25 protein-coding genes are annotated in these 23,417 nt (G+C 70.8%); 11 read left to right on the top strand and 14 right to left on the bottom strand.

Features of this window, described 5'->3' with window-relative positions; all coding sequences use genetic code 11:
- Window positions 1-26 precede the first annotated feature (26 nt).
- Window positions 27-335 (bottom strand): GNAT family N-acetyltransferase, encoded by a 309-nt coding sequence (locus tag BLU02_RS13180; protein ID WP_025104484.1) that lies wholly within the window; start codon window positions 333-335, stop codon window positions 27-29.
- Window positions 336-665: 330 nt separating this feature from the next.
- Between BLU02_RS13180 and BLU02_RS13175 the strand changes: the two genes are divergently transcribed.
- From BLU02_RS13175 to BLU02_RS13160, 4 genes are read left to right on the top strand one after another with little or no spacing between them, the layout of a single operon-like run.
- Window positions 666-1,379, top strand: a complete 714-nt coding sequence (locus BLU02_RS13175; RefSeq protein ID WP_060921402.1) for a winged helix-turn-helix domain-containing protein — start codon at window positions 666-668, stop codon at window positions 1,377-1,379.
- Window positions 1,380-1,434: 55 nt separating this feature from the next.
- Entirely contained in the window at window positions 1,435-2,394 is a 960-nt protein-coding gene (locus BLU02_RS13170; RefSeq protein ID WP_060921401.1) for a DNA-3-methyladenine glycosylase family protein, read from the top strand.
- Window positions 2,395-2,432: 38 nt separating this feature from the next.
- Entirely contained in the window at window positions 2,433-2,630 is a 198-nt protein-coding gene (locus tag BLU02_RS13165) for a hypothetical protein (protein ID WP_025104487.1), read from the top strand.
- A 4-nt stretch (window positions 2,631-2,634) separates the two neighbouring features.
- Window positions 2,635-3,306, top strand: a complete 672-nt coding sequence (locus BLU02_RS13160) for a nucleoside/nucleotide kinase family protein (RefSeq protein WP_060921400.1) — start codon at window positions 2,635-2,637, stop codon at window positions 3,304-3,306.
- Here the strand turns inward: BLU02_RS13160 and BLU02_RS13155 are convergent.
- The 4 genes from BLU02_RS13155 to BLU02_RS13140 are packed head-to-tail and all read right to left on the bottom strand — an operon-like array spanning window position 3,300 to window position 7,118.
- Window positions 3,300-4,055: an iron ABC transporter ATP-binding protein gene (locus BLU02_RS13155; RefSeq protein WP_060921399.1), complete on the bottom strand. Its 756-nt coding sequence runs from the start codon at window positions 4,053-4,055 to the stop codon at window positions 3,300-3,302. The two genes, BLU02_RS13160 and BLU02_RS13155, sit on opposite strands and share 7 nt — an antisense overlap.
- Window positions 4,052-5,080, bottom strand: coding sequence for an iron chelate uptake ABC transporter family permease subunit (locus tag BLU02_RS13150; protein WP_060921398.1), 1,029 nt, complete (start codon window positions 5,078-5,080; stop codon window positions 4,052-4,054). The genes BLU02_RS13155 and BLU02_RS13150 overlap by 4 nt, the downstream gene beginning before the upstream one ends.
- A 7-nt stretch (window positions 5,081-5,087) precedes the next feature.
- Complete coding sequence (locus BLU02_RS13145; protein ID WP_060921397.1) at window positions 5,088-6,074, bottom strand: ABC transporter permease; 987 nt, start codon at window positions 6,072-6,074, stop codon at window positions 5,088-5,090.
- Between the two features lie 48 nt (window positions 6,075-6,122).
- Complete coding sequence (locus tag BLU02_RS13140) at window positions 6,123-7,118, bottom strand: siderophore ABC transporter substrate-binding protein (RefSeq protein WP_060921396.1); 996 nt, start codon at window positions 7,116-7,118, stop codon at window positions 6,123-6,125.
- A gap of 100 nt (window positions 7,119-7,218) precedes the next feature.
- Between BLU02_RS13140 and BLU02_RS13135 the strand changes: the two genes are divergently transcribed.
- The 6 genes from BLU02_RS13135 (at window position 7,219) to BLU02_RS13110 (ending at window position 11,508) form a co-directional block, all read left to right on the top strand.
- Complete coding sequence (locus BLU02_RS13135; protein WP_060921395.1) at window positions 7,219-7,986, top strand: siderophore-interacting protein; 768 nt, start codon at window positions 7,219-7,221, stop codon at window positions 7,984-7,986.
- A gap of 31 nt (window positions 7,987-8,017) precedes the next feature.
- Window positions 8,018-8,419: a VOC family protein gene (locus BLU02_RS13130; RefSeq protein ID WP_060921394.1), complete on the top strand. Its 402-nt coding sequence runs from the start codon at window positions 8,018-8,020 to the stop codon at window positions 8,417-8,419.
- Between the two features lie 274 nt (window positions 8,420-8,693).
- A complete protein-coding gene (locus tag BLU02_RS13125; protein ID WP_060921393.1) occupies window positions 8,694-9,863 on the top strand; it encodes an RtcB family protein in 1,170 nt (389 codons plus the stop codon).
- A 145-nt stretch (window positions 9,864-10,008) separates the two neighbouring features.
- Window positions 10,009-10,284: a hypothetical protein gene (locus BLU02_RS13120; protein ID WP_025104495.1), complete on the top strand. Its 276-nt coding sequence runs from the start codon at window positions 10,009-10,011 to the stop codon at window positions 10,282-10,284.
- A gap of 10 nt (window positions 10,285-10,294) precedes the next feature.
- Window positions 10,295-11,053, top strand: coding sequence for an SDR family oxidoreductase (locus BLU02_RS13115; protein WP_060921392.1), 759 nt, complete (start codon window positions 10,295-10,297; stop codon window positions 11,051-11,053).
- 44 nt (window positions 11,054-11,097) lie between these two features.
- Entirely contained in the window at window positions 11,098-11,508 is a 411-nt protein-coding gene (locus tag BLU02_RS13110) for a VOC family protein (RefSeq protein ID WP_060921391.1), read from the top strand.
- A gap of 22 nt (window positions 11,509-11,530) precedes the next feature.
- Here the strand turns inward: BLU02_RS13110 and BLU02_RS13105 are convergent, their stop codons facing one another.
- From BLU02_RS13105 to BLU02_RS13065, 9 genes are all read right to left on the bottom strand, one after another.
- Window positions 11,531-13,045, bottom strand: coding sequence for a helix-turn-helix domain-containing protein (locus BLU02_RS13105; protein WP_060921390.1), 1,515 nt, complete (start codon window positions 13,043-13,045; stop codon window positions 11,531-11,533).
- On the bottom strand, window positions 13,042-14,070 hold the full coding sequence (locus BLU02_RS13100) for an S-methyl thiohydantoin desulfurase domain-containing protein (protein WP_060921389.1): 1,029 nt from the start codon (window positions 14,068-14,070) through the stop codon (window positions 13,042-13,044). Before BLU02_RS13100 ends, BLU02_RS13105 begins: the two co-directional genes overlap by 4 nt.
- Window positions 14,071-14,080: 10 nt before the next feature.
- Window positions 14,081-15,184, bottom strand: coding sequence for an S-methyl thiohydantoin desulfurase family protein (locus BLU02_RS13095; RefSeq protein WP_060921388.1), 1,104 nt, complete (start codon window positions 15,182-15,184; stop codon window positions 14,081-14,083).
- Window positions 15,181-16,281, bottom strand: coding sequence for an S-methyl thiohydantoin desulfurase family protein (locus tag BLU02_RS13090; protein WP_060921387.1), 1,101 nt, complete (start codon window positions 16,279-16,281; stop codon window positions 15,181-15,183). Before BLU02_RS13090 ends, BLU02_RS13095 begins: the two co-directional genes overlap by 4 nt.
- A gap of 1 nt (window position 16,282) precedes the next feature.
- Window positions 16,283-17,830, bottom strand: a complete 1,548-nt coding sequence (locus tag BLU02_RS13085; RefSeq protein WP_060921386.1) for a hydantoinase/oxoprolinase N-terminal domain-containing protein — start codon at window positions 17,828-17,830, stop codon at window positions 16,283-16,285.
- Between the two features lie 43 nt (window positions 17,831-17,873).
- Window positions 17,874-19,214, bottom strand: a complete 1,341-nt coding sequence (locus BLU02_RS13080; protein WP_060921385.1) for a purine-cytosine permease family protein — start codon at window positions 19,212-19,214, stop codon at window positions 17,874-17,876.
- 218 nt (window positions 19,215-19,432) lie between these two features.
- Window positions 19,433-20,836, bottom strand: a complete 1,404-nt coding sequence (gene thrC / locus BLU02_RS13075; RefSeq protein ID WP_060921384.1) for a threonine synthase — start codon at window positions 20,834-20,836, stop codon at window positions 19,433-19,435.
- Between the two features lie 75 nt (window positions 20,837-20,911).
- Entirely contained in the window at window positions 20,912-21,514 is a 603-nt protein-coding gene (locus BLU02_RS13070) for a response regulator transcription factor (protein ID WP_025104505.1), read from the bottom strand.
- Window positions 21,511-22,704, bottom strand: a complete 1,194-nt coding sequence (locus BLU02_RS13065; RefSeq protein WP_231919576.1) for a sensor histidine kinase — start codon at window positions 22,702-22,704, stop codon at window positions 21,511-21,513. Before BLU02_RS13065 ends, BLU02_RS13070 begins: the two co-directional genes overlap by 4 nt.
- 157 nt (window positions 22,705-22,861) lie before the next feature.
- On the opposite strand from BLU02_RS13065, the gene BLU02_RS13060 reads away from it, so the two are divergent.
- Window positions 22,862-23,404, top strand: a complete 543-nt coding sequence (locus tag BLU02_RS13060; protein WP_060921383.1) for a hypothetical protein — start codon at window positions 22,862-22,864, stop codon at window positions 23,402-23,404.
- Window positions 23,405-23,417 lie beyond the last annotated feature (13 nt).

Genomic DNA, 23,417 nt, shown 5'->3' with positions numbered 1-23,417 from the left:
TAACAGTTCGTAATACAGGCGCAAGGTCAGCGCGTGCGGAGAAGACCCGACTGCTCGGGGTGCGCGGCGAACCACTCCGCCACGTACCAGCAGACGGCGTCCACCTTGCGGTCGCCGCGCTCCGCGATGTCGGCCACGGCCCCCTCGACCACCTTCCCGGCGTACCCGTTCCCGCGGAATGCCGGGACCGTGTAGGCCCGGGTGAGGGCGACCGTGTGGCCGTCGTCCCGGTAGTCGAGCACGCTGACGAGCTTCCCGTCGCGCGTGAGGGTGTACCGCGATGCGTCCTTCTCGTCGGTCAGGATGAAGCCGCCGACGGTGTGCGAGATCGTCATCCGTGTCACGTTACGCCTCTTGCGACGCGCCCGGGCGTTTTGACATGTCCCGTCACGATCGGACATAATCCCCCCATGACCATCAACGCACGCCCTTTGTCCGCCCAGGAGGCGAACGGGACTGCCGGGATGATGATGCCCGGTCGCGTTGACATGTGTTGCCGAATGTGTCGCTGAACGAACAGCCACCCCGCCTGACCTGACTCCTCGCCATCTGCGAGAGCAGTGTCCCGAGCACACACCCGTGCTCGCTTCCCCGGCTCCGCCGGTCATTCGTGCAACGCATCCGAGCCCTCTCCCGTCGGGCTCACGTCCTGAGGACCCATCATCATGTCGAACTCCGCCCTTCTCGAGCGTCCCGCCGTCACCGCCCCGAACCGCACCGTCCGACCCGCCGAGTCGTCGGCTCCCCTGGCCCCGGCCGGCGCCGACCTCCCCGCCGTCCGCTCGCCCCGCGGCTTCGCCCTCTACGTCGGCCTGGACGAGATCAAGGCCGCCGAAGCCGGTGTGAGCCTTCCGCTGCTCGTCGACGCGCTCCGCCGCACGCTGGCCGAGCTCGCGCCCGGCGCCGAGACCCACGCCACCGTCGCCCTCGCACCGCACGGCTCCGGCGGCCGAGACCTCGACGTCGTGCGTCTCGCCCTGCAGGAGCCCGGCGCGATCGCCCGCACCAAGGCCGCCGCCGAGGAGGAGACCACGCCCGAGGAGTCCGGCGTCACCGTCGACATCTCCCGCAAGCGCGTGCTCATCGACGGCGAGTCCGCCGCCTTCACCTACAAGGAGTTCGAGCTGCTGCAGTACCTCGTCCTCCGCGAGGGCCGCACGATCGAGCGCAGCGAGCTCGTCGCCGCCCTCTGGCAGGCTCAGGACGACGAGACCCCGGGCGAGCGCACGATCGACGTGCACGTGCGCCGGCTGCGGGCGAAGCTCGGCCGCTACGAGGACATCGTCCGTACCGTGCGCGGCATCGGCTACCGCTTCGACCGTCACGCCGACGTCGTCATCCGCTACGGCCACGGAACCCCGTCGCCGGACCGCTTCTGACCCGCCCCTGCTCAGCCCGGAGGCCGGTGTCAGGAGCCGCGCGTAGGGTGGGCGCATGACCCTCGCCGCCGCCCCCGCGACGGCGGGCGCCGTCCACGCGGATGCCCCGCGGGAGACGACGTACCGCCCGCCGCACCCGCTCGATCTCCGGCGCACCGTCGGTATGCTGCGCCGCGGCGGCACCGATCCGACGACGGTCTTCGACGGCCCCGTCATCTGGCGAGCGGTCCGCACGCCGCAGGGTCCGTCGACGTTGGCCCTGCGGATGTCGGGGAACGAGGTCAAGGCGACCGCCTGGGGTCCGGGCGCGGAGCACGCTCTCGCCCTCGTGCCGGCGTTGTGCGGCGCCGGCGACGACCCGACCGGCTTCGATCCCTCCCTGCACCCCCTCATCGCCGAGGCGGCCCGGCGACACCCCGGCATCCGGCTCGCACGGACGGACGAGGTCTTCGATGCCCTCGCCTGCGGCATCCTCGAGCAGAAGGTCACCTCCATGCAGGCCTTCGGCGCGTGGAGGTACCTCGTGTCGCGTTACGGCGACCCGGCACCGGGGCCGACGCCGCGACCGATGGCCGTCGCCCCCACGGCGGCGCAGTGGCGACGCATCCCCTCGTGGGCGTGGCACCGCGCCGGAGTGGAGCCGCCCCAGTCGAAGACCATCGTGCGGGCGGCGGAGCGCGGCGACCGCATCGCCGCTGCCGTCCGAGCGGCCACGACCGGCGCTGACCGTGACCGCGTGCTCACGAGCCTGCCCGGAGTCGGGGTCTGGACCGCCGCGGAGACCCGGATCCGCGCGCTGGGCGACCCCGATGCCGTCAGTGTCGGCGACTACCATCTGGCGCACGAGGTCGGGCATGCCCTGACCGGGCACCGCACGGACGATGCCGGCATGATCGAACTGCTCGCTCCCTGGGCCGGCCACCGGCAGCGCGTCATCCGGCTCATCTTCGCGAGCGGCATCGCCGAGGCGCGGCGCGGGCCCCGGCTCGCCCCGGAGGACCACCGCCGACGCTGATCGGCCTGTGATCGCAGCGACCGACGTATGCTGAGCGCATGTCCCGTACCGCCCTGCGCATCTTCGTCACGGTCGGCCTGCTGATCGCCGGTGTCGTCCTCGGCCTCATCTTCCAGAACGTCTGGCTGGGCGTGCTGCTCGCCGCGATCGTGTGGTTCGGCTGGTTCCTCGGCTACGAGTCCCGCCGCGGCCACAACGCGGGCGTGAACGACGAGGACCACGGCGTCGAGCTCTGACGCCGTGGAGCGGCAGTCCAGCGCCGACCGGCGCGCCGTGCTCTCCGAAGTGGCGTCGGGCGTTCCCTCGCCCGAGGGCCTCCGCCGCAACGTGTTCGTCGGCATCGACGGCGTGGACGGCTCGGGGAAGACGGTGTTCGCCGACGAGCTCGCCGAACTCCTCGCGCCGCGGCACCCCACGGTGCGGATCTCCATCGACGGGTTCCACCGGCGCAGGACGGAGCGCTATCGGCGCGGCCGGCACTCTCCGGAGGGCTTCTTCCTCGACTCCTACGACTACGCGGCCTTCGATCGTCATGTGATCGCCCCGCTCCGGGCCGGCCCTGGACCGTACCTCACGGCGTCGCACGACCTCGACAGCGACGAACTGCTCGACGCGCCCGCACACCACCTCGCCGCGCCATCGGTGATCGTCGTCGACGGGATCTTCCTCCACCGGCGGGAACTCCGTGCGATGTGGGACTTCTCGGTCTTCCTCCGTGTGGACTTCGCCGTCTCCGCCGCGCGCATGGCACGACGCGACGGCTCGGATCCGGACCCGGAGGCGGCGAGCAACCGTCGCTACGTCGAGGGTCAGCGGATCTACCTGCGAGAGGACGCCCCGGAGCGGCGTGCCGCTGTGATCGTGGAGAACGACGACCTCGAGGCCCCTCGGATCGTCGGGTCGGGTCAGTAGTAGACGGCGAGGGGGCCGGACGGGCCCTCCACGACCTGTACCGGGGTGTCGAACACCCGGCTCAGCACGTCGTCCGTCATGATCTCCGCCGGCGGGCCGAACTCCACCACCCGGCCGTCCTTCATGGCGCAGATGTGGTCGGCGTAGTGCCCGGCGAAGTTGATGTCGTGCAGCACGATGACGATCGTGCGCCCGAGCTCCTCCGCCGCCCGCCGCAGGTGCTTCATCATCTGCACGGCGTGCCGCATGTCGAGGTTGTTGAGGGGCTCGTCCAGCAGCACGAACTCCGTGTCCTGCGCGAGGACCATGGCCACGTAGGCCCGCTGCCGCTGTCCTCCGGAGAGCTCGTCGAGGTAGCGCCCCTCGAGCGTCCCCAGATCGAGGAAGTCGATGGCCTGGCTGATGACCTCCTCGTCGGCCCTCGTCAACCGCCCCTGGGAGTGCGGGAAGCGGCCGAAGCCCACGAGCTGGCGCACGGTGAGCCTGGTCACGAAGTGGTTCTCCTGACGGAGGATCGAGACCACCTTGGCCAGATCCTTCGACTTCGTGGAGGCGACGTCGAGCCCGGCGATCTCGATGGCTCCGGCGTCCATCCCGTTCAGCCGGCCGATCATGGTCAGGAGCGTCGACTTGCCCGCACCGTTCGGCCCGATGAGGGCGGTGATGCCGCCGGTCGGGATACGGAGGTCGACGGGGCCGATCGCCACCTCGCTGCTGTAGTCACGGCGGACGCCGTCGAGTGCGATCACAGTCTGCCCTTTCGGAGGATGACGATGAGGAACACGGTGCCACCCACGATCTCGATGAGGATCGACACCATGCCCTGCGCGTAGAAGACGTTCTTCATGACGAAGTACGCCCCCGCCAGGATCGAGAACGCGGTGAGGACGGCGACCGGGAAGATCAGCCGATGGTCGTGCGTGTCGGCGAACTGGTAGGCGAGCGTCGCCACGAGGAAGCCCAGGAAGGTCATCGGTCCGACCAGGGCGGTGGAGGTGGCCATCAGCACCGCGACGAGCGTCAGGACCAGGAACTGCTCCCTGCGGTGGTCGAGCCCCAGCGATCGCGCGGCATCGGGACCGAGCGCGAGCACGTTCAACCGCCGGGACCGCAGCCACAGCAGGGCGGACGCCGCGATCACGAGCGGGACCGCGAGCGGGAGGTACGAGGGGTCGGCGTTGGAGACGTTGCCGAACAGCCGGGCGGCGAGCACATCGAACTCGCTGGGGGTGAGCAGCCGCTGCATGAAGGTGGCGATCGCCCCGAGACCTCCCCCGATCACGATGCCCACGAGCAGCATGATCTGGAGGTTGCCGTACCGCCCGGACAGGAGCCACCCGTAGAGGAGGACGGCGAGCGCGACCATGATGAGCACTTGGAGGGCGAACTGGCCGACGCCCTGGATCGCCACCAGCCCCGCGACCCCGAAGAGGTACACGGTCGTGGTCTGGACGACGCGGTACAACGACTCGAAGCCCATGATCGACGGAGTGATGATCCGGTTGTTCGTGACCGTCTGGAAGCTGACCGTGGCGACGGCCTGGGCGACGGCGACGAGGGCCATCACGACCACGGCGGTCGCGCGGTGCTGCGCGATGCGCCAGAATCCGGGTGTGCCGACCGGGAGCGGGTTGTCCCAGGCGAGGAGACCGAACGCGGAGCCGACGGCGATCACGCCGAGCACCACCAGCACGAGCACGTAGCGGCGTCGTGCCCGCGGGGTCGTGAATGCCCCGGCCGACCGCGTCGTCCGGGGGGCCTCCATCGCCGTCATCGTCGCCTCAGCCACGTCGGCGCTGCCGCAGGAGGAGAAGGACGAAGACGACGGCGCCGACGACACCGAGGATCAGCGACACCGGCACCTCGAACGGCATGATGATCGTCCTCCCGATGATGTCGCAGACCGTGACGATGGCGATGCCGAGCAGGCACACCCACGGCAGGTTGCTGCGCAGGTCGTCACCGCGGACCATCGAGACGATATTGGGGACGATGAGCCCCAGGAAGGGGAGGTTGCCGACGACGACGGTCACCACGCCGGTCGTCACCGCGATCAGCGCGGTGCCGAGCAGGATCATCCGGTTGTAGTTCACCCCGACGTTGGTGGCGATCTCCTCCCCCAGCCCGGCGATGGTCAGCCGGTCGGCCACGAGGAAGACGATGACGCCGATGATCGCGACGATCCACAGCATCTCGTACTGGCCGCGCATGACCGACGTGAAACTGCCCGCGAACCAGACGCCGATGATCTGCAGCGAGTTCGTGACGAGGGCGAAGTAGGTCGTGATCGCCCCGACCACCGCACCCAGCATGATGCCGACGATGGGCACGATCAGCGACGACTTCAACGCGACCCGGCGGAGGAACGCGAAGAACACCATCGTGCCGACGAACGCGGCGAGCACGGCCCCGGCCATGCGCAGCGGAAGGGAGGGCTGCGGTACGAGCACCATCACGATGAGGAGCCCGAGCCCTGCCCATTCCGTCGTCCCGGTGGTGGTCGGCTCGACGAAGCGGTTCTGCGTGAGGAGCTGCATCACGAGGCCGGCCATCGCCATGGCCGCGCCGGCGAGCACGAGCGCGATGGTCCGGGGGACGCGGGTGATCTGGAACATCTGCGCGCCGTCGTCCGCGCCGGCGATGTCGTACACACCCGTGAAGAGCGAGATCGCCAGAAGCACCGCCACGACGAGGATGCCGACGAGCAGCTTCGGATCGAACAGCCGTGCGGACGATCGCGGTGTCGATGTGAGGAGTGGAGAGGTCATGGGGGGATGCCGGCGGCGGCGCCCGGCCGGGACGCCGCCGCACAGCCCTTACTTGTCGGCGCTCTTCTCGAGCGCGTCCGCGAGGTCGTTGAGGAACGTCGTGTACGTCTGGATGCTCTCGTTGAGGTAGGTGTCCGTGGGCATGTAGACGATCTGGTCGTCCTTCACGGCGGTCACGCCGGCGAGCGCCTCGGAGCTCTCGATGATCTCCGCCGCCTGCACGTAGTCCGGCGTCTCCGCGGCGAACACGGCATCGCGGTCGAGCACGAGGATCCAGTCGGGGTTCGAGGCGGCGATCGCCTCGACCGAGATCTCGTCGCCCTGGTGGTCGTCGGTCGCGTCGTCGACCTGCAGTGCCGGTGCGAGGCCGAGCATGTCGTAGATCGGTCCCAGCGAGCGTCCGACGGTCGGAGCGAGGTAGCCGATCTGTCCACCCGAGGTGTTCACCGCCATGACGGTGTCGGCGTCGTCGTAGGCCGCCTTCGCGCGGTCCACAGCGGCGTCGAACTCCTCGACGAGCTTCTGGGCCTCGTCCTGCTTGCCGAAGATCTCGCCCAGGGCGGTGGTCTGCCGCTTGAGCTCTTCGTCGAACGGCTCGCCGTCCCGCGGCTCCAGGTCGATGATCGTGGCGTCAGGGACGAGCTCCGCGATGGCCTCGTTGTGCTGCGTGAACCGCTGCCCGCTGATGATGAGGTCGGGGTCGGCCGCCACGATGGCCTCGAGATCGGGTTCCGTGTGCAGGCCGATGTCGACGACGTCCTCGTCCTTCACGTAGGAGACGGTCTCCGGCATGAGCGAGACCGCACCGGCGGAGAGCTCGATGCCCCAGTCGGAGAGGGTCTGGAAGGTCCGGTTGTCCAGAGCGACGACCGAGGCCGGCGGCGTGGTGATCTCGTGCGTGCCGCTGTTGTCCTCGATGGTCACGGTCCCCGATCCCGCCGTCGTCTCTTCGGGTTCGGCTTCGCCGCCGGACGCGCAGCCGGAGAGGGCGAGCAGGCCGACGAGGGCGACGCTCGTGGCGGTGAGGGTTCTGGGCACGGACATGGAGAGACTCCTGTTCTGCGGGGATGTGTGCGCTCTCGTGGGGCGCCGGTCCGACGGGCGGCCGAGCCGACCGCGTCGGTTTTTAGGTTAGCCTTACTTTATGAGCGATACGAAATCCGGTTTCTCGATCGAGCGTCGCGGCCTCGAGCTGCGCTTCCGCAACGTCACGCTGAGCGCCCGCGAGTGGCTCGCTCCGGATTTCGTGCGCGTCCGCCTGTCCGGGCCCGACCTCGCCGGCTTCGACTCCCCGGGCTCCGACGACCACATGCGGCTCTTCTTCCCGAGCGGCCCCGTGGACTCGGTGGAGGAGCTGCGGGCCGCCCCGAGCCGCGAGTACACGCCCCTCGCCTGGGGTGACGACTGGCTCGACGTGGAGTTCGCCGTGCACGGCGATCAGGGCGTGGCCGCCCCGTGGGCCGCGAACGCCCCGCTCGGGTCGACCATCGGCGTCGGCGGGCCACGCGGCGCCGCCGTCCTCACCGGAGAGCCGGGATCCTGGCTCCTCGTCGGCGACGAGACCGCCATCCCCGCGATCCGCCGCTTCGCCGCCCTCATCCCCGAGGGCGCCCCCGCACGCATCGTCATCGAGACGGTGTCGGCAGGTCGCGAGGTCGAGATCGACGCTCCGGTGCCGGTCGAGTGGCTGCACCGCGGCGAGGCGCCGGCCGGCTCCGCGCTGATCGCCTTCCTCGACGCGCTGACCGCGGACGACGTCGTGGGAGACGACCCGTTCGTCTTCATCGCCGCCGAGCAGTCCATCGTGAAGCCCGGCCGGGCCCTGCTCGCACGCTGGGGCGTGGACAGCGCGAACGCCGTCGTGAAGGGCTACTGGAAGCGCGGAGAGGCCGAATACCACGCTCCGCACTGACAGGCGACCGCTGCGCTGACAGACTGGGCGCATGGCTCTCCTCGATCACCTGGGCATCACCGTCGCCGACCTCGAACGCGGACGCGCGCAGTTCCATCCCGTGCTCACCGCGCTCGGCTACGAGCTCGGTGGGGAGGACGATCACTCGATCTCCTGGCACGCCGGCGACGAGACCGAGATCATCCTCTACACGTGGGACGACGACTCCACCCCTCACCGCCACGGCCGCGTCGGCTGGCAGCACATGGCCTTCGCGGTGCCGTCGCGCGCCGAGGTCGACCGACTCCACGACCTCGCTCTCGACGCCGGCTGGACCGCGGTGCGCGAGCCGAAGGAGTATCCGCGGTACAGCGAGCGGTACTACGCCTCCTTCGTCGAGGATGCCGACGGCATCCGGCTCGAGTTCATGTACAACCCGCCGAAGGACGCTTGACGCCCGGGCGTGTCGCCGCCTAGGGTGGCAAGGCTGTGCCGACCGGCGCCGCACACCAGCCGAGGAGACGACGGATGACCGCCCCGCGGAATCTTCCCCAGAACGTGGCATTGCCGCTTCAGCCGAAGTGCAATGACCGCGACGAGTCGTACCCTCCGGCGCGCGCCGTGTGACAGCATCCGCTCTCGCAACGCCCCGCACCGTCAGGTCCGGGGCGTTTTCCGTCGGAAGACTCCCTGACCTGTGGCCGGACACCACCACAAGGAAAGGAATCATGGAGAGGCTCTCCGCGCGGCTGCTGTCGTGGGCGTCCCTGATCGATGAGAAGACCCTCGATCAGGCCCGCACCACCTCACGCATGCCGTTCATCCACCCGCACCTGGCGCTGATGCCGGATGCGCACCTCGGCAAGGGCGCGACCGTCGGGTCTGTCATCCCGACGCTCGGCGCGATCATCCCCGCGGCCGTCGGCGTCGACATCGGCTGCGGCATGATCGCCGTCCGCACGCCGTTCACGAAGGACGACCTCGACGGGCGCGACCTCGCCGGGCTCCGGGAGCAGATCGAGCGCGCGATCCCGCTGTCCGCCGGGCGCTACAACAACAAGGTCGTGGCGACGGCCGCACCGCGCATCGCCGAGCTGGAGGAGCGAGCACGTGCGGCCGAGTTCGACCCCGAGGGCTACGCGAAGAACTGGCGGCTCCAGCTCGGCACGCTCGGCTCGGGGAACCATTTCATCGAGGTGTCGGTGGACGAGCTCGACCGGGTCTGGCTGTTCCTGCATTCCGGGTCCCGTGGCGTGGGCAACAGGATCGCCGGGCACCACATCGCGGTCGCGCAGCGGCTGGCGAAGCAATGGTGGATCGACCTGCCCGACCCCGATCTGGCCTACCTCGTCGAGGGCACGCCGGAGTTCACGCGCTACATCCGCGAGCTCCGGTGGGCACAGCACTTCGCACTGCTGAACCGCGAGGAGATGATGGACCGCGTCATCCGGCAGCTCTCCGAGTTCCTCGGCGCCCCGGTCGAGGAGGAGGAGCGGATCAACTGCCATCACAACTTCACGGAGTCGGAGATGCACTTCGGAAAGCGCGTCTGGGTGTCCCGCAAGGGCGCGATCCAGGCGGACGCGGGTCGGCCCGGACTCATCCCCGGGTCGATGGGCACGGCATCGTACGTGGTGGAGGGACTCGGCGATCCCCTGTCGCTGAACTCCTCGCCGCACGGAGCCGGGCGGGAGTACTCGCGGTCCGCGGCGCGGAAGACGTTCACCCACGCGCAGCTGCGGGAGGCGATGGCGGGAATCGAGTTCCGGGACACCGACGCCTTCATCGATGAGATCCCCCAGGCCTACAAGCCCATCGATCGTGTGATGGAGGATGCGTCGAGCCTGGTGCGGATCCGGCACACACTGCGACAGCTCGTCAACGTGAAGGGTGACTGACCGAGGGCCGGGTGAGGAGGGATCCTCTCCCGGCCCTTCCTCCCCGATCCCCGCGATTCCCGGTGTCTCCACAGAGCGCGAGTCGCCGGGCGTGGCGTCCGCCAGGATGCTGGCAGGCTGAAGGATCCGGTGCCACGATGAGGGGATGGAAACCATGGACGGTGCACAGGTCTGGACCATGATCGGCGCGTTCACGGCGCTGATGATGGGCATGCTGACGGTCGTCTCGACGCTGTTCATCCGCGTCCTGCGCAGCGAGATCGGCGGCCTGCGCAACGAGATGACCGCGCGCTTCGACGCGGTCAACACCCGGTTCGACGCGGTCGGCACGCGCATCGACGGCGTCAACGCCCGCATCGACGGGCTCGACCGTGATGTGCAGGCGCTCGTGAAGCGCACGTTCGGGCTGGATCGGGAGTGAGGATCGACGCATGAGGATCGTCGTCGCAGGAGGGACCGGCGTCGTCGGCACGCCCACGGTGGAGGCCGTCCGGAGCGCCGGTCATGAGGCCGTCGTGCTCAGTCGTTCGCACGGCGTCGACCTGGTCAGCGGGCGCGGGTTGAAGGCGGCGCTGGCTGGAGCCGATGCCGTGATCGATGTCGTGAGCGTCGAGACCCTGAAGGCGAGCACGGCGATCGAGTTCTTCACGGCCGCCACCGGGAACCTCCTCACCGCCGCCGCGGACGCCGGGGTGGGACACGTCGTCCTGCTCTCCATCGTCGGCATCGACCGGATCCCCTACGACTACTACGCGGGCAAAGTGGCCCAGGAGAAGCTGGTCTCCGCGTCCGCCGTCCCCTCGACGATCCTCCGCGCCACCCAGTTCCACGAGTTCGCCGCGCAGATGTTCGCGCGCGCGAAGGCGGGGCCGCTGCATCTCGCCCCGCGTGCGCGCACGCAGCCGGTGGCGGCCCGCGAGGTCGCGGAACAGCTCGTCACGCTCGCGACCGGGGACGCGCGGGGTCGCGTGCCTGATCTCGCCGGCCCGCGCGAAGAGCAGCTCGCCGACATGGTGCGGGCGTACGCGCGACGCATCGGGTACCGCGGCTGGATCCCGGCGCTGAACGTACCCGGTCCGCAGATGGCGGGCATGCGGGCGGGGAAGGCGCTGCCGGGACCGGATGCCGTGCGCGGGACGCAGACGTTCGCAGAATGGCTTGCCGAGGCGGTGCCCGCGCGCGCAGACTGAGGACGGGCGGGGGTCTCCCAGCAGTCGAGCGACCAGGAGCACGCATGGCGAACCTCAATCCCTACCTGTCCTTCCGCACCGAGGCCCGCGAGGCCATGGAGTTCTACCGGGGAGTCCTCGGCGGGGCTCTCGACATCACGGTCTTCGGCGACTTCCCCGACATGGTGCAGGATCCGAGCCAGAAGGACCTTGTGATGCATGCGCAGCTCACGACCCCCGACGGCCTCGTGCTCATGGCCTCGGACACCCCGGCGGGCATGACGTACGAGAAGCCGCAGGGCGTCTCCGTGTCGCTGAGCGGCAACACCCAGGAAGTCACCCGGCAGGTGTGGGACCGGCTCTCCGAGGGTGCCATGATCACGATGCCGCTCGATGTGCCACCGTGGGGCGGAACGTTCGGGATGCTCATCGACCGCTTCGGGATCGCCTGGATGCTGCACGGCGACCCGGAGTGACCCCGGACGGAGTGCTCCGGGCTCAGCCCGGCAGCACCGCCCGGCACGCGAGATGCAGTGCCAGCCGCGCCTCGGGGTCGTTCATGTCGATCCCGAGGAGCTCCTGGACCCGGCGGATCCGTACGGCCACCGTGTTGCGGTGCAGCCCGAGAGCGGCCGCCGTGGCCGCGATGCCGGACTCGTGGTCGAGGTAGGCCGACAGGGTCCTGAGCAGCTCGCCGCTCCCCTCGGCCAGAGGGGCGAGCAGCGACTGCGCGGCCGGGACGAAGGTGTCGTTGCCGGTCCAGGCGAGCAGGAGTTGCTCGAGCCCGAGGCTGTCGACGCGGACGAACCATCCGGTCGCCGACCGGGCCGCAGCGATCCGTGCGGCGTCGCCTGCTTCGTCCAGCGTCGCCGCCAGTCCTTCCGGCCCGGTCTGCGCCGAGCCCACCCCGGTCGCCACCGCGAAGTCGCGCAGTGCCGCGAGGTGAAGGTCGCGCAGTGCCGTCACGGCCCGCTCGATGCGGTCGGGCCCCGGGGCCTCGGCGAACGAGAGCCAGCCGCTGAGGCCCCGACCCGCCGTCGTCGCGTGCGCCTCAGCGTCGATCGCGCTGAGCCCGGGCCTGATCGCACGGAGGAGTGCGAGCGGCTCCACCCGGCTGCGCGCCACCATGCGGAAGCCGAGGTGATGCCCGCCGGTGCGCCACCCCCGCTCCGCCATGCGCCGTTCCACGTCGGCGTCGGCGGCTCCACGGAGCTCGACGAAGTCCCGCAGCAGCCCCGACGACGCGGCGACGTCGTTGACGGCCGCGATCTCGTCGATGAGGATGCGGGCGGCCACCGCGGGCATGGCGACCTCCGCGGCGACCAGGAGCGACCGCAGCTGCGCCTCTCCGAAGCCGTGGCCGAACAGGACGAGACGCAGACCGGACCGGCCGGGGCTGTCCACCCGCACCGAGGCGGCCGCGCCCTCCCCCGCCCTGGCACTGTCGCTCCACGCATCGAAGCGGATCGCCGCATGCAGCGCGGCATCCAGGTGTCCGCCGGCCTCACGGAGCACTCCCGCGGCGTCGACGAGGGCGACGCCGAGACCGAGGTTCGCCGCGAGGTGTCCGAGCAGGTCGCCGAGGTCGTCGGCGGCGTACTCGAAGGACTGCGCGACCTTGCGCACCCGCGTGAGCGTGAGGGCGTCCCTGGCCTCGATGAGCATCCAGCAGGCGCGGGCGAGCTGGACCGGCCTCTCGACGTCGAGGAGAGCGAGACCGATCCGGTCCGCGAGGCGGAGCGCCCCGGGGTCGACGCCGGCGGCGCCGGGGAGCGCGAGTCCGGTGAACCCGCGGTCGCGGACCCGGCGCAGCATCGCGTCCTGCTGCCAGGTGGCGATCGGCGCCCCGGCGGTGAGGATCGCGAGCCGGCCGGTGCCCTCGTCGGGCAGGTCGGACTCGCCGGCTTCCACCACCACCGCATCCCACGCCACATCCCGAGGGCCTGCGACGTGGCGGAGAGCACCGTTCTCCTCCTGGGCCAGCAGTGCCGGCAGCGCCAGCGCCCCGCTCACGCCGCGTCCAGATCGACGAGGCCGTAGGCGGAAGGCACCACCCGCGCCCGACGCTCGGGGCGGGCGTTCCACCACTCGGGGGCGGGAAGGACCAGGGCCGCCACGGTGCGCCCCGGTGCGAGTTCGGTGACCTCGAGGATCTCGCGCGACACGGCGTCCAGGAGGACGATGATCTCGGGCGCCGCGGCCACCAGCAGGCCGTCGGTGAGCACCGCGAGGGTCTCGGAACGGGTGACGATCCGGTGCACCGCTCCGCCGAGTCCGGCGATCTCGACCGCGTTCACGTGCGGATCGGTGCCGGAGGACGCACCGGCCACGATGCGACCCTCGGCGAGCAGCGTCCCGCCGAGCACGTCGGCGAGGACCGGCAGCGGTGCCGCCCGGTGCGCCAGGAAGCTGCGGCCGAGGGCGAGCGCGCGGGCGAGGTGGTCGGCGATGGCGTGCTCGCGCAGGTCGCCGACGGTGAACCCGGCGAGCACGGCGCAGCCGACGCCTCCGGCCTGGACGATGGCCGAACGCACCACGCGCTCCGCATCGATCGCCCTCGTCGCCTCCACGAGCGCCACCCCGTCAGCCCCGGTCTCGCACGCGAAGACCAGTCCCGGCACGCGGTCGACGAACAGCGACATCTGATCGAGTCCCGGCACCGCACGCCCCGTGCAGTCGGCGTCCACCACGGTGTGCGATCCGGCCAGGGTGAGCGGCGCGAGGCCGTTCATCCCTCCGCCCTCGAGCGAGCACACCGCCGGGACGGGATGCCCGAGCCATCTCTCCACCGCCCGCAGCAGCGGGGCGAAGGGCGCGGCACCGGGCATCCGCTCGCCGAGCAGCATCGTCGACCCGACGAAGGCCACGCCGAGACAGGGCGTGGCGGGGTCCAGCGCGTCCACCGGCGCGATGTCGAGGGGCCAGGGCGCGGTGGTGCCGAGGATGAGTTCGAGCATCGTCGTGGACCCGCCGCCGCCGGAGCCGAGCAGGGCGTACCCGCGGGCGAGCGCCTCCAGGTCGTCCCGCTCCAGCCTCATGGGATCCAGCCTAGGACGCGGCCATCCCCTCGACGGGAGCGAACTCCTCGGTCAGGCCGAAGGCGGAGGGCCCGAAGGCGGCCAGCGCCTCGGGGGTGCGCATCATCGCCGGCGTCGAGATGCCGAGCACCCGGACGCGCTGACCGTAGCGGAGTCCCTCCGTGGTGATGGGTTCGGCGGTCTCGTGATCGACGACGCAGATGAGATCGGGAACGATCGCGACGAGCCGTCCACCCCGCCGCGCGGTGAGGTTCTCGTTCTGGAACGCGATCTCGAACGTGTCGCCCTCCGCGGCGCCGAGTGGAGCGATGACCGCCCGCCCCTTCGCGAAACCCTCGGTGGTCCGTCGTTCGACATCCACCACCTTCCCGACGCAGAGCTCGCGCACATGCGGGTAGAGCGTGGTCGCGAGCGTCGCGGCGATCGCCTCGAACGGCGAGCGGTGCTCCTCCCTGGCGAGGCGGATCGCCCGGCCCAGGGCGAGGGCCATCGAGATGGTGCGCGGCACCGCCGTGCGCCGCACGTCGGCCCCGCTCATGGCGTACTCGGCGATGTGACCGACGCCACCCAGCCGGATCGTTATACCGCGGGCGAGCCACTCCATCTGACGATCGTCGTCCCCGGTGTCGATGACGACGCGCTCCCCGCGCTCTCCGGCGAGGGCGAGCGGCGAGCCGTGCACGCCGTAGACCGCGAAGGTCTCCATCGACAGCTCGGGGAAGGCCCGGCCCATGCCGTCCGCGTCGACGACCGGAAGACCGGTCTCCGCGGCGACGATGAGCGGGATCATCGAGTTGATCCCCCCGCACTCGATCGGCATGGTGGCATCGGCCCGGCGTCCCAGGTGATCCTCCAGGGTGCGCAGCGCGAGCGTGGGCTCGGTGCCGGCGGGGATCTTCTCGACCATCACGGTCGGCGCCCCCATCTGCGCGGTCGGGATGACGAAGAGGTCGTCGGCGAGGTCGTCCGGATCGAGGATCGTGATCGCTCCGGCGCCGAGCACCCGCTCGACCAGCATCTTGCCGATGTAGGGGTCGCCCCCGCCGCCGGTGCCGAGCAGCGTCGCGCCGCGAGCGAGGTCGGGCAGGTCCGCCGCGGTCAGCTCCCAGCTCATGCGGCGGCCCCTGCCGCGGCGTCTCCGGCGGAGACCGTGCCGTCGAACCGGTGCGCCGGGATGTCGTAGCCGAAGTACCCGGGGCCGACCATCGCGAGAGCCGCGTCCGAGTGCCAACGCTCGTCAGCGGGAGCGGCGATCACGCGGACGCGCTGGCCGTAGCGCAGCCCCTCGGTCGTGACGGGCTCCCCCGACTCGCCGTCGAGGACCATGATGAGGTCGGGGGTGGTCGCCAGCACCTGCCCGTCCGCCTCCGCGACGAGGTGCTCGTTCTGGAACTGCAACGTGAGCGAGGTGCCCCCGTCTCCGTCGATCCGTGCCCGGCCACGGGCGAAGCCGGTCGTCGTGGCCCGGTTCACGTCGGCGACCTTGCCACCGAACAGCTCGCGACCGCCGAGGAGCTCCACGACAGCGGCGACCGGGTCGGTCTTCGCCTCGCGGGCCTCCGCGATCCGCTGACCGATGTCGATGCACCGGGACAGCGACCCGGCCACCAGCGACTGGCGTGCGGCGGCACCCGACATCGAGAAGCCGGAGATCATGACGGAGCAGCCCATCTCGACGCACGCGACGCGGGCGATGCGCTCGGTCCAGGAGTTGTCGGCGGTCTGCAGCACGCCCGTGTTCCCCTTCTCGTCGCTGAAGGCGAGCGGCGAGGCCGTCACGCCGTACAGCGTCGGGAGCACCATCTGCAGTTCGGGGAATGCGCGTCCCATGCCGTCCGCGTCGACGAGGGGCAGCCCGAGCGCTGCGGCGGCGGCGATCGGGATCGTCGAGTTCACGCCGCCGACCTCGGCGCAGGCGATGTGCGTGACCGGGCGGCCGAGATGGATGCCGAGCGCCTTGACCGGCTCGATGACCTCCGCGAGGCTCGGCAGCTTCTCCACCATGACGGTGGGCGCGCCCATCATCGCCACGAACAGCACGAGGGCGTCGTCCGGCACCTCGTCGAGTGCCACGACCGTGACGTCTCCCGAGGCGAGGGCCTGTCGGGCGAGGAGGGCGCCGATGTACGGGTCGCCGCCCCCGCCGGTGCCGAGCACGGCCGCACCGCGGGCGAGACCGTCGATGTCGGCGGCGGTGATCGTCGTGCTCATGTCAGGCCCCCATGTCGAGGTCGCCGACGGCCTTCACGCGGATGCGCGTGGCGTTGCCGGGAAGATACGGGATGGGGACCTCGTCGAAGTCGATGATCGACACGGTCGCGGGCTTGGCACCGGCCGCGATGGCCTTGTCGACGGCCTCCGCGCGCACCTCGGCGATCGTCTCATCGCGACGGCCGGGCTCGATCGCGTAGACCTTGTCGATCTCGCCACCGACCTGCGCGATCGAGGCGCCGATGGCGTTGGCGACCGCGTAGTTCTCCGGCCGATGCACGGTGCCGAACAGGGGCAGCTCGTCGGGCAGCAGGATGGACCCGCCGCCCACGGCCACGACCGCGATGGGCTCGGGCGACGTGCGCATCCGGTCCACCGCCTCCGCGACGCGCTCCGCGATGCGGGCGAGCACGCGCTCCACGAACGCGGCGTCGAGGTGCGCGACCTTGGCGGGGTCCCCCACCTGCGCACGACCGGCGGCGACCGCGATGTCGGTGGCCGTGAGGGTCGAGCCCCCGAAGACCAGAGCCTCCGTCGTCAGCCGGTAGCCGACCGAGGCCGGGCCCACCTCGGCCGTCTCCTCGTCGACGATGCTGCCACCGCCGATGCCGAGGGAGAGAACGTCCGGCATGCGGAAGTTCGTGCGGATGCCGGCGACCTTCACCTCGTTCGCCGTCTCCCGGGGGAAGCCGTTGATGAGCAGGCCGATGTCGGCCGTGGTGCCGCCCACGTCGATGACGGCGCAGTCGACGAGGCCGCTGGTGGCCGCCGCCCCGCGCATCGAGTTGGTGGGGCCGGAGGCGAAGGTCGCGACCGGGTACCGGCGCACGTAGTCCTCGTCCATGAGCGTGCCGTCGTTCTGGCTGAGGAAGATCGGCGCCTCGATGCCCTGCGCGCGGACCGCCGAGGTGAGCCCGTCGACGATCTCCGACGCGAGCTCACGGAGGGCGGCGTTGATGATCGTCGCGTTCTCGCGCTCCAGCAGTCCGATGCGGCCGATCTCGTGCGACAGCGAGATGGCGGCGTCCTCCCCCAGCACCGAGGCGACGATCTCGGCCGCCCGCACTTCAAGGTCGTGGTTGACCGGGCTGAACACCGACGAGATGGCGACCGAGCGGATGCCGTGCGCCTTCATGTCCTCGGCGTGCGCGCGGATCTCGTCCGGGTCGAGCGGCGAGATCGGGCGGCCGTCGAACTCGTAGCCGCCGTGCGCGAGGTAGCTGCGCGCCTGGGTGGCCGCGACGAGAACCTCCGGCCAGTCGATCAGCGGCGGCAGCGCGCGCGTCGCGGGCAGACCCAGCCGGAGCGCCGCGACCGGAGCCAGCCGGCTCGCCTGCACGAGCGCGTTGATGAAGTGCGTCGTGCCGATCATCACCGCGTCGATGTCGCCACCCTCGAAGGAGTGCCCCGCACGGAGGTCTTCGATGGCCTGGACGATCCCGCTCGTCACGTCCGGGGTCGTGGAATGCTTGACCCCGGCCAGGGTGCGGGTGCCGTCCATGAGGACGGCGTCGGTGTTGGTGCCGCCGACGTCGATGCCGATGTGCATGATGCTCGCTTTCGTGGAGGTGGTTCGTGTCCGGCGGGTCTGCTCAGACCGCGGCGGGGGCGCTGTCGACGGGGTTCGCCTGTCGGGTGGTCGCGACGCCGACGCCGCGCACCCAGCCGAGCTTGCCGGCGACGATGTAGAGCACCATCGACAGGAAGAGGCTGAGCAGCGAGGGGATGCCCCAGGTCACGAAGTAGCCGACCAGCGAGGAGACCAGCCAGACGACGATCGTGGCCGGGACGATGCGGGGCGCGGTGCCGGGCAGGGTTCCGGTCTCGCGGGTCGCGTCGAGCTCAGGACGCCAGCGGCGCACCACGTAGTACTCGGCGACCATGATCCCGGCGATCGGCGGGAACGCGACGCTGAGCACGACGAGGAACTCGGTGAACTGTCCGAGGATGCCGACGGCCGCCAGCACCGATCCGACGACGCCGAGGACGATCGTGGTGGTGACGCGGTGCAGGTTCTTGCCGAAGGCCGTGGAGATGAAGTTCACCAGGCCGAGCGTGGAGGAGTACAGGTTCCAGTCGTTGATCTTCAGCGTGCCGGTCAGCACGATGAACAGGCCGACGAACCCGACGGACGAGGTGACGATCGCGACGATGTCGCCGGTCGCCGCCGCGTGGGCGAGAAGCACGCCGGCGAGGCCGATCACGAACTCGCCGAGGGAGACGCCGAGCACGGTCTGCTTGACGACGTCGGCCCGCGAGCGGTTGAAGCGGGTCATGTCGCCCGTGATGATCGCGCCGACGATGAGACCGCCGGCGACGATGCCGGTGCCCGCCCAGACGCTCATGGTCGGGCCGGGCGCCGGGCCGGTGAGCAGCTCGCCGATGTCGTGGCGGGTGAGCTCGGAGATGACGGACCAGCCGACGAGGATCAGGAACAGCGGCACGGTGATGTTCGCGAGCCACTGCATCCCGACGAAGCCGAAGGCGACGATCGCGGTGACGGCGAGGCCGAAGATGAGGCTCCACGCCCAGACCGGCAGGGCACCGGGCATGAGGGCGTCGAGCGACTGCGCCGAGATGGCGGACTGGATGCCGAACCAGCCGATGAGGCTGATGCCGATCGCGAGGCCGACGAGCGACGCGCCGATCTCGCCGAAGCCCGTCCAGCGGGCGAGGAGCGCGGTGTTCAGGCCCTCGCGCTGGCCGATGAAGCCGACCACGCACATGATCACCTCGAGGATGAGCGAGCCGAACAGGAAGGCGAGGACGGCCTCGCCGAAGGTCATGCTGTAACCGAGGGTCGCGCCGAGGAGGAACTGCGAGAGGGCGGAGACCTGTCCGAATCGCTGGACGGCGATTCCGAACCAGGGCTTGCGGGCCTCTGGAGTCACTCGGGAGAGCGCGAAGTCGTCTGCGTGCGCCGTGCGTGCCATGGGGAGTCCTTCGGGAGGAGGATACGGGTTGCCCGCCACGGTACTCACCCCCTCTCCTCCCCGACATGTGCACTCCGCCTCAATCCGCCCTCCCTCTGTGCACACTGCCCACCCCCGCATTTCCCTCTCTTGTCGCCGAGACCTCGGGTTCACGTCGAAACCCCCTGTCTCCGGCGTCCGGGACAGGGGGTTTCGGCGCGAAAGCGGGGTCTCGCGGGTCAGTGAAGGGCGTTCTCCTCGATGAAGGCACGGAGAGCGTGCTCGTCGTCGGGCATCTCGGTCACGCGCTGGGGGGCGTCGAGCATGGCGCGGAGCTCGGGGGCGTACGCCAGCTCGACCCCGATGGCCTCGTGGATCGTCTCGGCGAACTTCTCCGGCTTGGCCGTCTCCAGCACCAGCATCGGCACTCCGGGCTCGACATACTCCCGCGCGACCTTCACGCCGTCGGCGGTGTGCGGGTCGATCACCTCGCCGGAGGCCTCGTACACGTCGCGGATGGTCGCGAGCCGGTCCTCGTGCGTCGAGGTGCCGCTCACGATGCCGAACTCCTCGGTGAAGCGCGGCTGCTCGGCCGAGAAGTCGAAGAATCCCTGCGCCTCCAGGTCGTCCCACGCGCCGACCACTCGCGCCGGGTCGCGGTCGACGAGCTCGAAGATGAAGCGCTCGAGGTTCGACGCCTTCGAGATGTCCATCGACGGGCTCGAGGTCGCCAGCGTCTGCGCGGCGCTACGCGGGCGGTACACCCCCGTGCGGAAGAACTCGTCGAGCACGTTGTTCTCGTTCGCGGCCAGGACGAGGCGCCGGATCGGCAGTCCCATCTGCTTCGCGAAGAACCCGGAGAGGATGTTGCCGAAGTTCCCCGAGGGGACGGTGAACGACACCTCGGTCCACCCGCCGGCGTCGGTCGCGCGCAGCCATGCCCAGAAGTAGTAGACGGTCTGCGCGGTGATGCGGGCGAGGTTGATCGAGTTCACGGCCCCCAGGTGCTGAGCGCGCTTGAAGTCGAGGTCGCCGGCGAGCTTCTTCACGAGGTTCTGGCAGTCGTCGAAGACGCCCTCCACCGCGATGTTGTGCACGTTCGCGTCGTCGAGCGAGAACATCTGCGCCCGCTGGAACGCGCTCATCCGGCCCTGCGGCGAGAGCATGAACACCGCGACACGCTCCTTGCCGCGCAGGGCGTGCTCCGCGGCCGAGCCGGTGTCACCCGAGGTCGCGCCGAGGATGTTGAGGACCGAGCCCTGGCGCTCGAGCGTGTACTCCAGCACCTGCCCGAGGAACTGCATGGCCATGTCCTTGAACGCCAGCGTCGGGCCCTCGGAGAGGCCGACCAGCGTGAGGTCGTCGTCCACGCGACGCAGCGGGACGACGCCGTCCGGGAAGTCCGCGTACGCCGCCGCCGTCATCCGGGCGAGGTCCTCCCGCGGGATGTCGGTCGCGAAGAGGCCGAGCACCTCGGTCGCGAGCTGCGGATAGGTCAGGGCACGCCAGCGCTCGAGCGTCTCGCCGTCGACCTCGGGCATGACGTCGGGGACGGCCAGGCCGCCGTCGGGCGCCAGGCCCTCCAGCAGCGTCTCGCTGAACGACTGCGGCTGCATACCGCCGCGGGTGGAGATGAACGGCACGTGTGCTCCTCGGCTCGGGACTCGGCGCCTCCATTCTCGCAGGCCGCGACCCTCGGAACGGACGCGTGACGACGGTCAGATCCAGCCGCGCTCCTCAGCGACGAGCACGGCCTGCTGACGGGTGCTCACCGAGAGCTTCCCGAGGATGACGGAGATGTGGTTGCGCACCGTCCCCGGCGCCAGCGCGAGCGCCCGCGCGATCTGTCCTGTGGTCTCCCCTCGACGCCCGGCGCGGAGCACGTCCAGCTCCCGATCGGTGAGCGGCGACCGCTCGTCGCTCAGCGCATCCGCCGCGATCTCCGGATCGACGTACCGGGCGCCGGCCGCGACGCGGCGGATGATCGCGGCGAGCTCGTCCGCACCTCGCGACTTGGGCACGAACCCGGAGACGCCGGAGGCGAGCGCCCGCCGGAGCACCCCTGGACGCGCGTGCCGGGTGACGACGATGCAGCGGGTCGCGATCGTGCGGTTGAGCCTCTCCGCGACCTGCACGCCGTCGAGTCCGGGCATCTCCAGATCGAGCAGGCACACGTCGGGTTCGAGCCGGACGGCGGCGGCGACGGCCTCCTCGCCGTCCGCGCACTCCGCGACGACGTCGATGTCTGCCTCGAGACGCAGCAGGGCGGCGAGCGCGGAGCGGATCATGCCCTCGTCGTCGGCGAGCAGCACCCGGATCATCGGACGATCTCCGCCCCCGCGGGCACGGTGACCGTCACGACGAACTCGTCGGCATCGCGCCGCTGCTCGAACGTGCCGCCCGCCTCGCCGATCCGCCGGCGGATACCCTCGAGCCCGGAGCCGACCGCCCCGTCCTCGGCCGTGGGTGCCGCGTCGTTGGCGACCTCGTACCGCCAGGCGTCCGCCGTCCGGTCGAGGATCAGGCGCGCGTGACCACCGCGTCCGTGTCGCAGGACGTTCGTGGTCGTCTCCCGGATCACCGGACCGAGGTCGGCCGCGGGTGCCGCGTCCGCATCCGGGTGGATCCGCGCCTCCACGATGAGCCCTGCGGCCGTGAGCAGATCCCGGGCGTTCGCCAGTTCGTCGCCGAGGGGCACCGAGCGGAATCGCGTGGCGAGGTCTCTGGTGCCCTGCCGCGCGTCGTCGACGCTCGCCCTGGCGGCGCGGAGCTGCTCCATCCCCGCCTGCGGATCGGTGGGCAGCAAGCGCTCCGCCAGTTCGAGCTGCAAAGCGATCACCTGGAGATGATGCCCCTGGAGGTCGTGCACGTCGGTCGCCACGCGCAGGCGCTCCTGCGTCGCCGCCAATCGCGCCTCCGAGGCGCGCGCCCGGTCCAGGGCCACGAGCACGTCCCACCACCACAGCGAGCTCACGGTCATCCCGGGGAGCATGACTCCGTAGAGCACCGGCACCCACACCGGGACCCCGGAACCGAGGGGGGTGGTTGAGTCGAGCAGCGCGAGAGCGACGAGCGCGACCGTCGCCGCCACGGCCACACGCACCCGGATCCCGCGGGGCCAGCTCACCAGCACGAAGACCTGTACCACGGGCATCGCGGCGAGCTGCCAGCTGCCGACCAGAGCCCCCGCCGCGCCGCCGTAGATCAGGGCGACGACGGTCGGCACGGCCAACCGCACCCAGCCCACCGCCGGGCCCGCGTCGACGCGATGACGGTAGTCGACCAGCAGCAGGACGGTCGACGCCGCCCAGAGCACCCCGCCGACCCCCACGACGAGCAGCGCGACGCCCGAGCGATCCAGTGCCACGGCGATGCCCAGCCAGGCGGCCACCAGCATGAGCTCGATGAAGATCACCCCGCCGACCGTGTACCACCAGGTGGCGGTGATGCCCCGCGCGAGCTGGCGGGCACCGGGACCGGGATCGGGGAAAGCGGGGGAAGGACTGCTCACGCTCCCCACGATAGAGGCGTGACACATGTCACGGGATCCGGGGGCGAACCGCACGGAGAGCGGTGACGCGGCGGCACTGCCACCGCGGGGCGCCATCGACTGGACTGGGGTCATCGCGACGGAGAGACCGTCTGCACCGACACCCGGAGCTTCCCCCATGAACCTCATCGAGACCTTCCAGAACCTCGTCGCCCAGGTCCCCGACCTCGTCCAGCCCCTCATCGTCGCCCTCGCCGGAGCGGTGCCGTTCGTCGAAGGCGAGGGCGCCGCGAGCATCGGCATCCTCGGCGGCATCCCGCCCGTGGTCGCGGCCGTCGCCGCGATGGTCGGCAACTTCCTCTGCGTCGCGATCCTGGTGCTCGCCAGCGCGGGCGCCCGTCGGGCCATCGTGGACCGCTCGCGGGCGAAGCGGCCGGTGACGGTGGGCGGCGGCACGAGCCTGGAGGCCGACGGCGTCCCGGTGGAGACCGGACGCGGCTCCGCGCGCCGCGAGAAGTTCCAGCGCGCGTTCGAGCGCTACGGCGTCCCCGGGGTGAGCCTGCTGGGACCGCTGCTGCTGCCGACGCACTTCACCGCTACCATGCTCGCCGCGTCCGGCATCGGCAAGGGGCGCATCCTCGTGTGGCAGGCCGTCGCGATCATCGGCTGGACGACCGTCATCGCGGTGATCGTGGGGAGCGCCGTCTACGCCATCCGCTGAGCCGAGGCGATGT

It is taken from the genome of Microbacterium paraoxydans (genome assembly GCF_900105335.1).
Classification (GTDB): domain Bacteria; phylum Actinomycetota; class Actinomycetes; order Actinomycetales; family Microbacteriaceae; genus Microbacterium; species Microbacterium paraoxydans.
This window is presented reverse-complemented; position numbering and strand designations above follow the sequence as displayed.

Bases quoted from the DNA above. Each gene is read 5' to 3' on its own strand.
- BLU02_RS13145 (WP_060921397.1), bottom strand. From the start codon at position 6,074: ATGACCTCTCCACTCCTCACATCGACACCGCGATCGTCCGCACGGCTG.
- BLU02_RS13170 (WP_060921401.1), top strand. From the start codon at position 1,435: ATGACCCTCGCCGCCGCCCCCGCGACGGCGGGCGCCGTCCACGCGGAT.
- BLU02_RS13135 (WP_060921395.1), top strand. From the start codon at position 7,219: ATGAGCGATACGAAATCCGGTTTCTCGATCGAGCGTCGCGGCCTCGAG.
- BLU02_RS13090 (WP_060921387.1), bottom strand. From the start codon at position 16,281: ATGAGCACGACGATCACCGCCGCCGACATCGACGGTCTCGCCCGCGGT.
- BLU02_RS13165 (WP_025104487.1), top strand. From the start codon at position 2,433: ATGTCCCGTACCGCCCTGCGCATCTTCGTCACGGTCGGCCTGCTGATC.
- BLU02_RS13095 (WP_060921388.1), bottom strand. From the start codon at position 15,184: ATGAGCTGGGAGCTGACCGCGGCGGACCTGCCCGACCTCGCTCGCGGC.
- BLU02_RS13125 (WP_060921393.1), top strand. From the start codon at position 8,694: ATGGAGAGGCTCTCCGCGCGGCTGCTGTCGTGGGCGTCCCTGATCGAT.
- BLU02_RS13110 (WP_060921391.1), top strand. From the start codon at position 11,098: ATGGCGAACCTCAATCCCTACCTGTCCTTCCGCACCGAGGCCCGCGAG.
- BLU02_RS13150 (WP_060921398.1), bottom strand. From the start codon at position 5,080: ATGACGGCGATGGAGGCCCCCCGGACGACGCGGTCGGCCGGGGCATTC.
- BLU02_RS13080 (WP_060921385.1), bottom strand. From the start codon at position 19,214: ATGGCACGCACGGCGCACGCAGACGACTTCGCGCTCTCCCGAGTGACT.
- BLU02_RS13180 (WP_025104484.1), bottom strand. From the start codon at position 335: ATGACGATCTCGCACACCGTCGGCGGCTTCATCCTGACCGACGAGAAG.
- BLU02_RS13070 (WP_025104505.1), bottom strand. From the start codon at position 21,514: ATGATCCGGGTGCTGCTCGCCGACGACGAGGGCATGATCCGCTCCGCG.
- BLU02_RS13140 (WP_060921396.1), bottom strand. From the start codon at position 7,118: ATGTCCGTGCCCAGAACCCTCACCGCCACGAGCGTCGCCCTCGTCGGC.
- BLU02_RS13085 (WP_060921386.1), bottom strand. From the start codon at position 17,830: ATGCACATCGGCATCGACGTCGGCGGCACCAACACCGACGCCGTCCTC.
- BLU02_RS13060 (WP_060921383.1), top strand. From the start codon at position 22,862: ATGAACCTCATCGAGACCTTCCAGAACCTCGTCGCCCAGGTCCCCGAC.
- BLU02_RS13130 (WP_060921394.1), top strand. From the start codon at position 8,018: ATGGCTCTCCTCGATCACCTGGGCATCACCGTCGCCGACCTCGAACGC.
- BLU02_RS13120 (WP_025104495.1), top strand. From the start codon at position 10,009: ATGGAAACCATGGACGGTGCACAGGTCTGGACCATGATCGGCGCGTTC.
- BLU02_RS13175 (WP_060921402.1), top strand. From the start codon at position 666: ATGTCGAACTCCGCCCTTCTCGAGCGTCCCGCCGTCACCGCCCCGAAC.
- BLU02_RS13100 (WP_060921389.1), bottom strand. From the start codon at position 14,070: ATGAGGCTGGAGCGGGACGACCTGGAGGCGCTCGCCCGCGGGTACGCC.
- BLU02_RS13115 (WP_060921392.1), top strand. From the start codon at position 10,295: ATGAGGATCGTCGTCGCAGGAGGGACCGGCGTCGTCGGCACGCCCACG.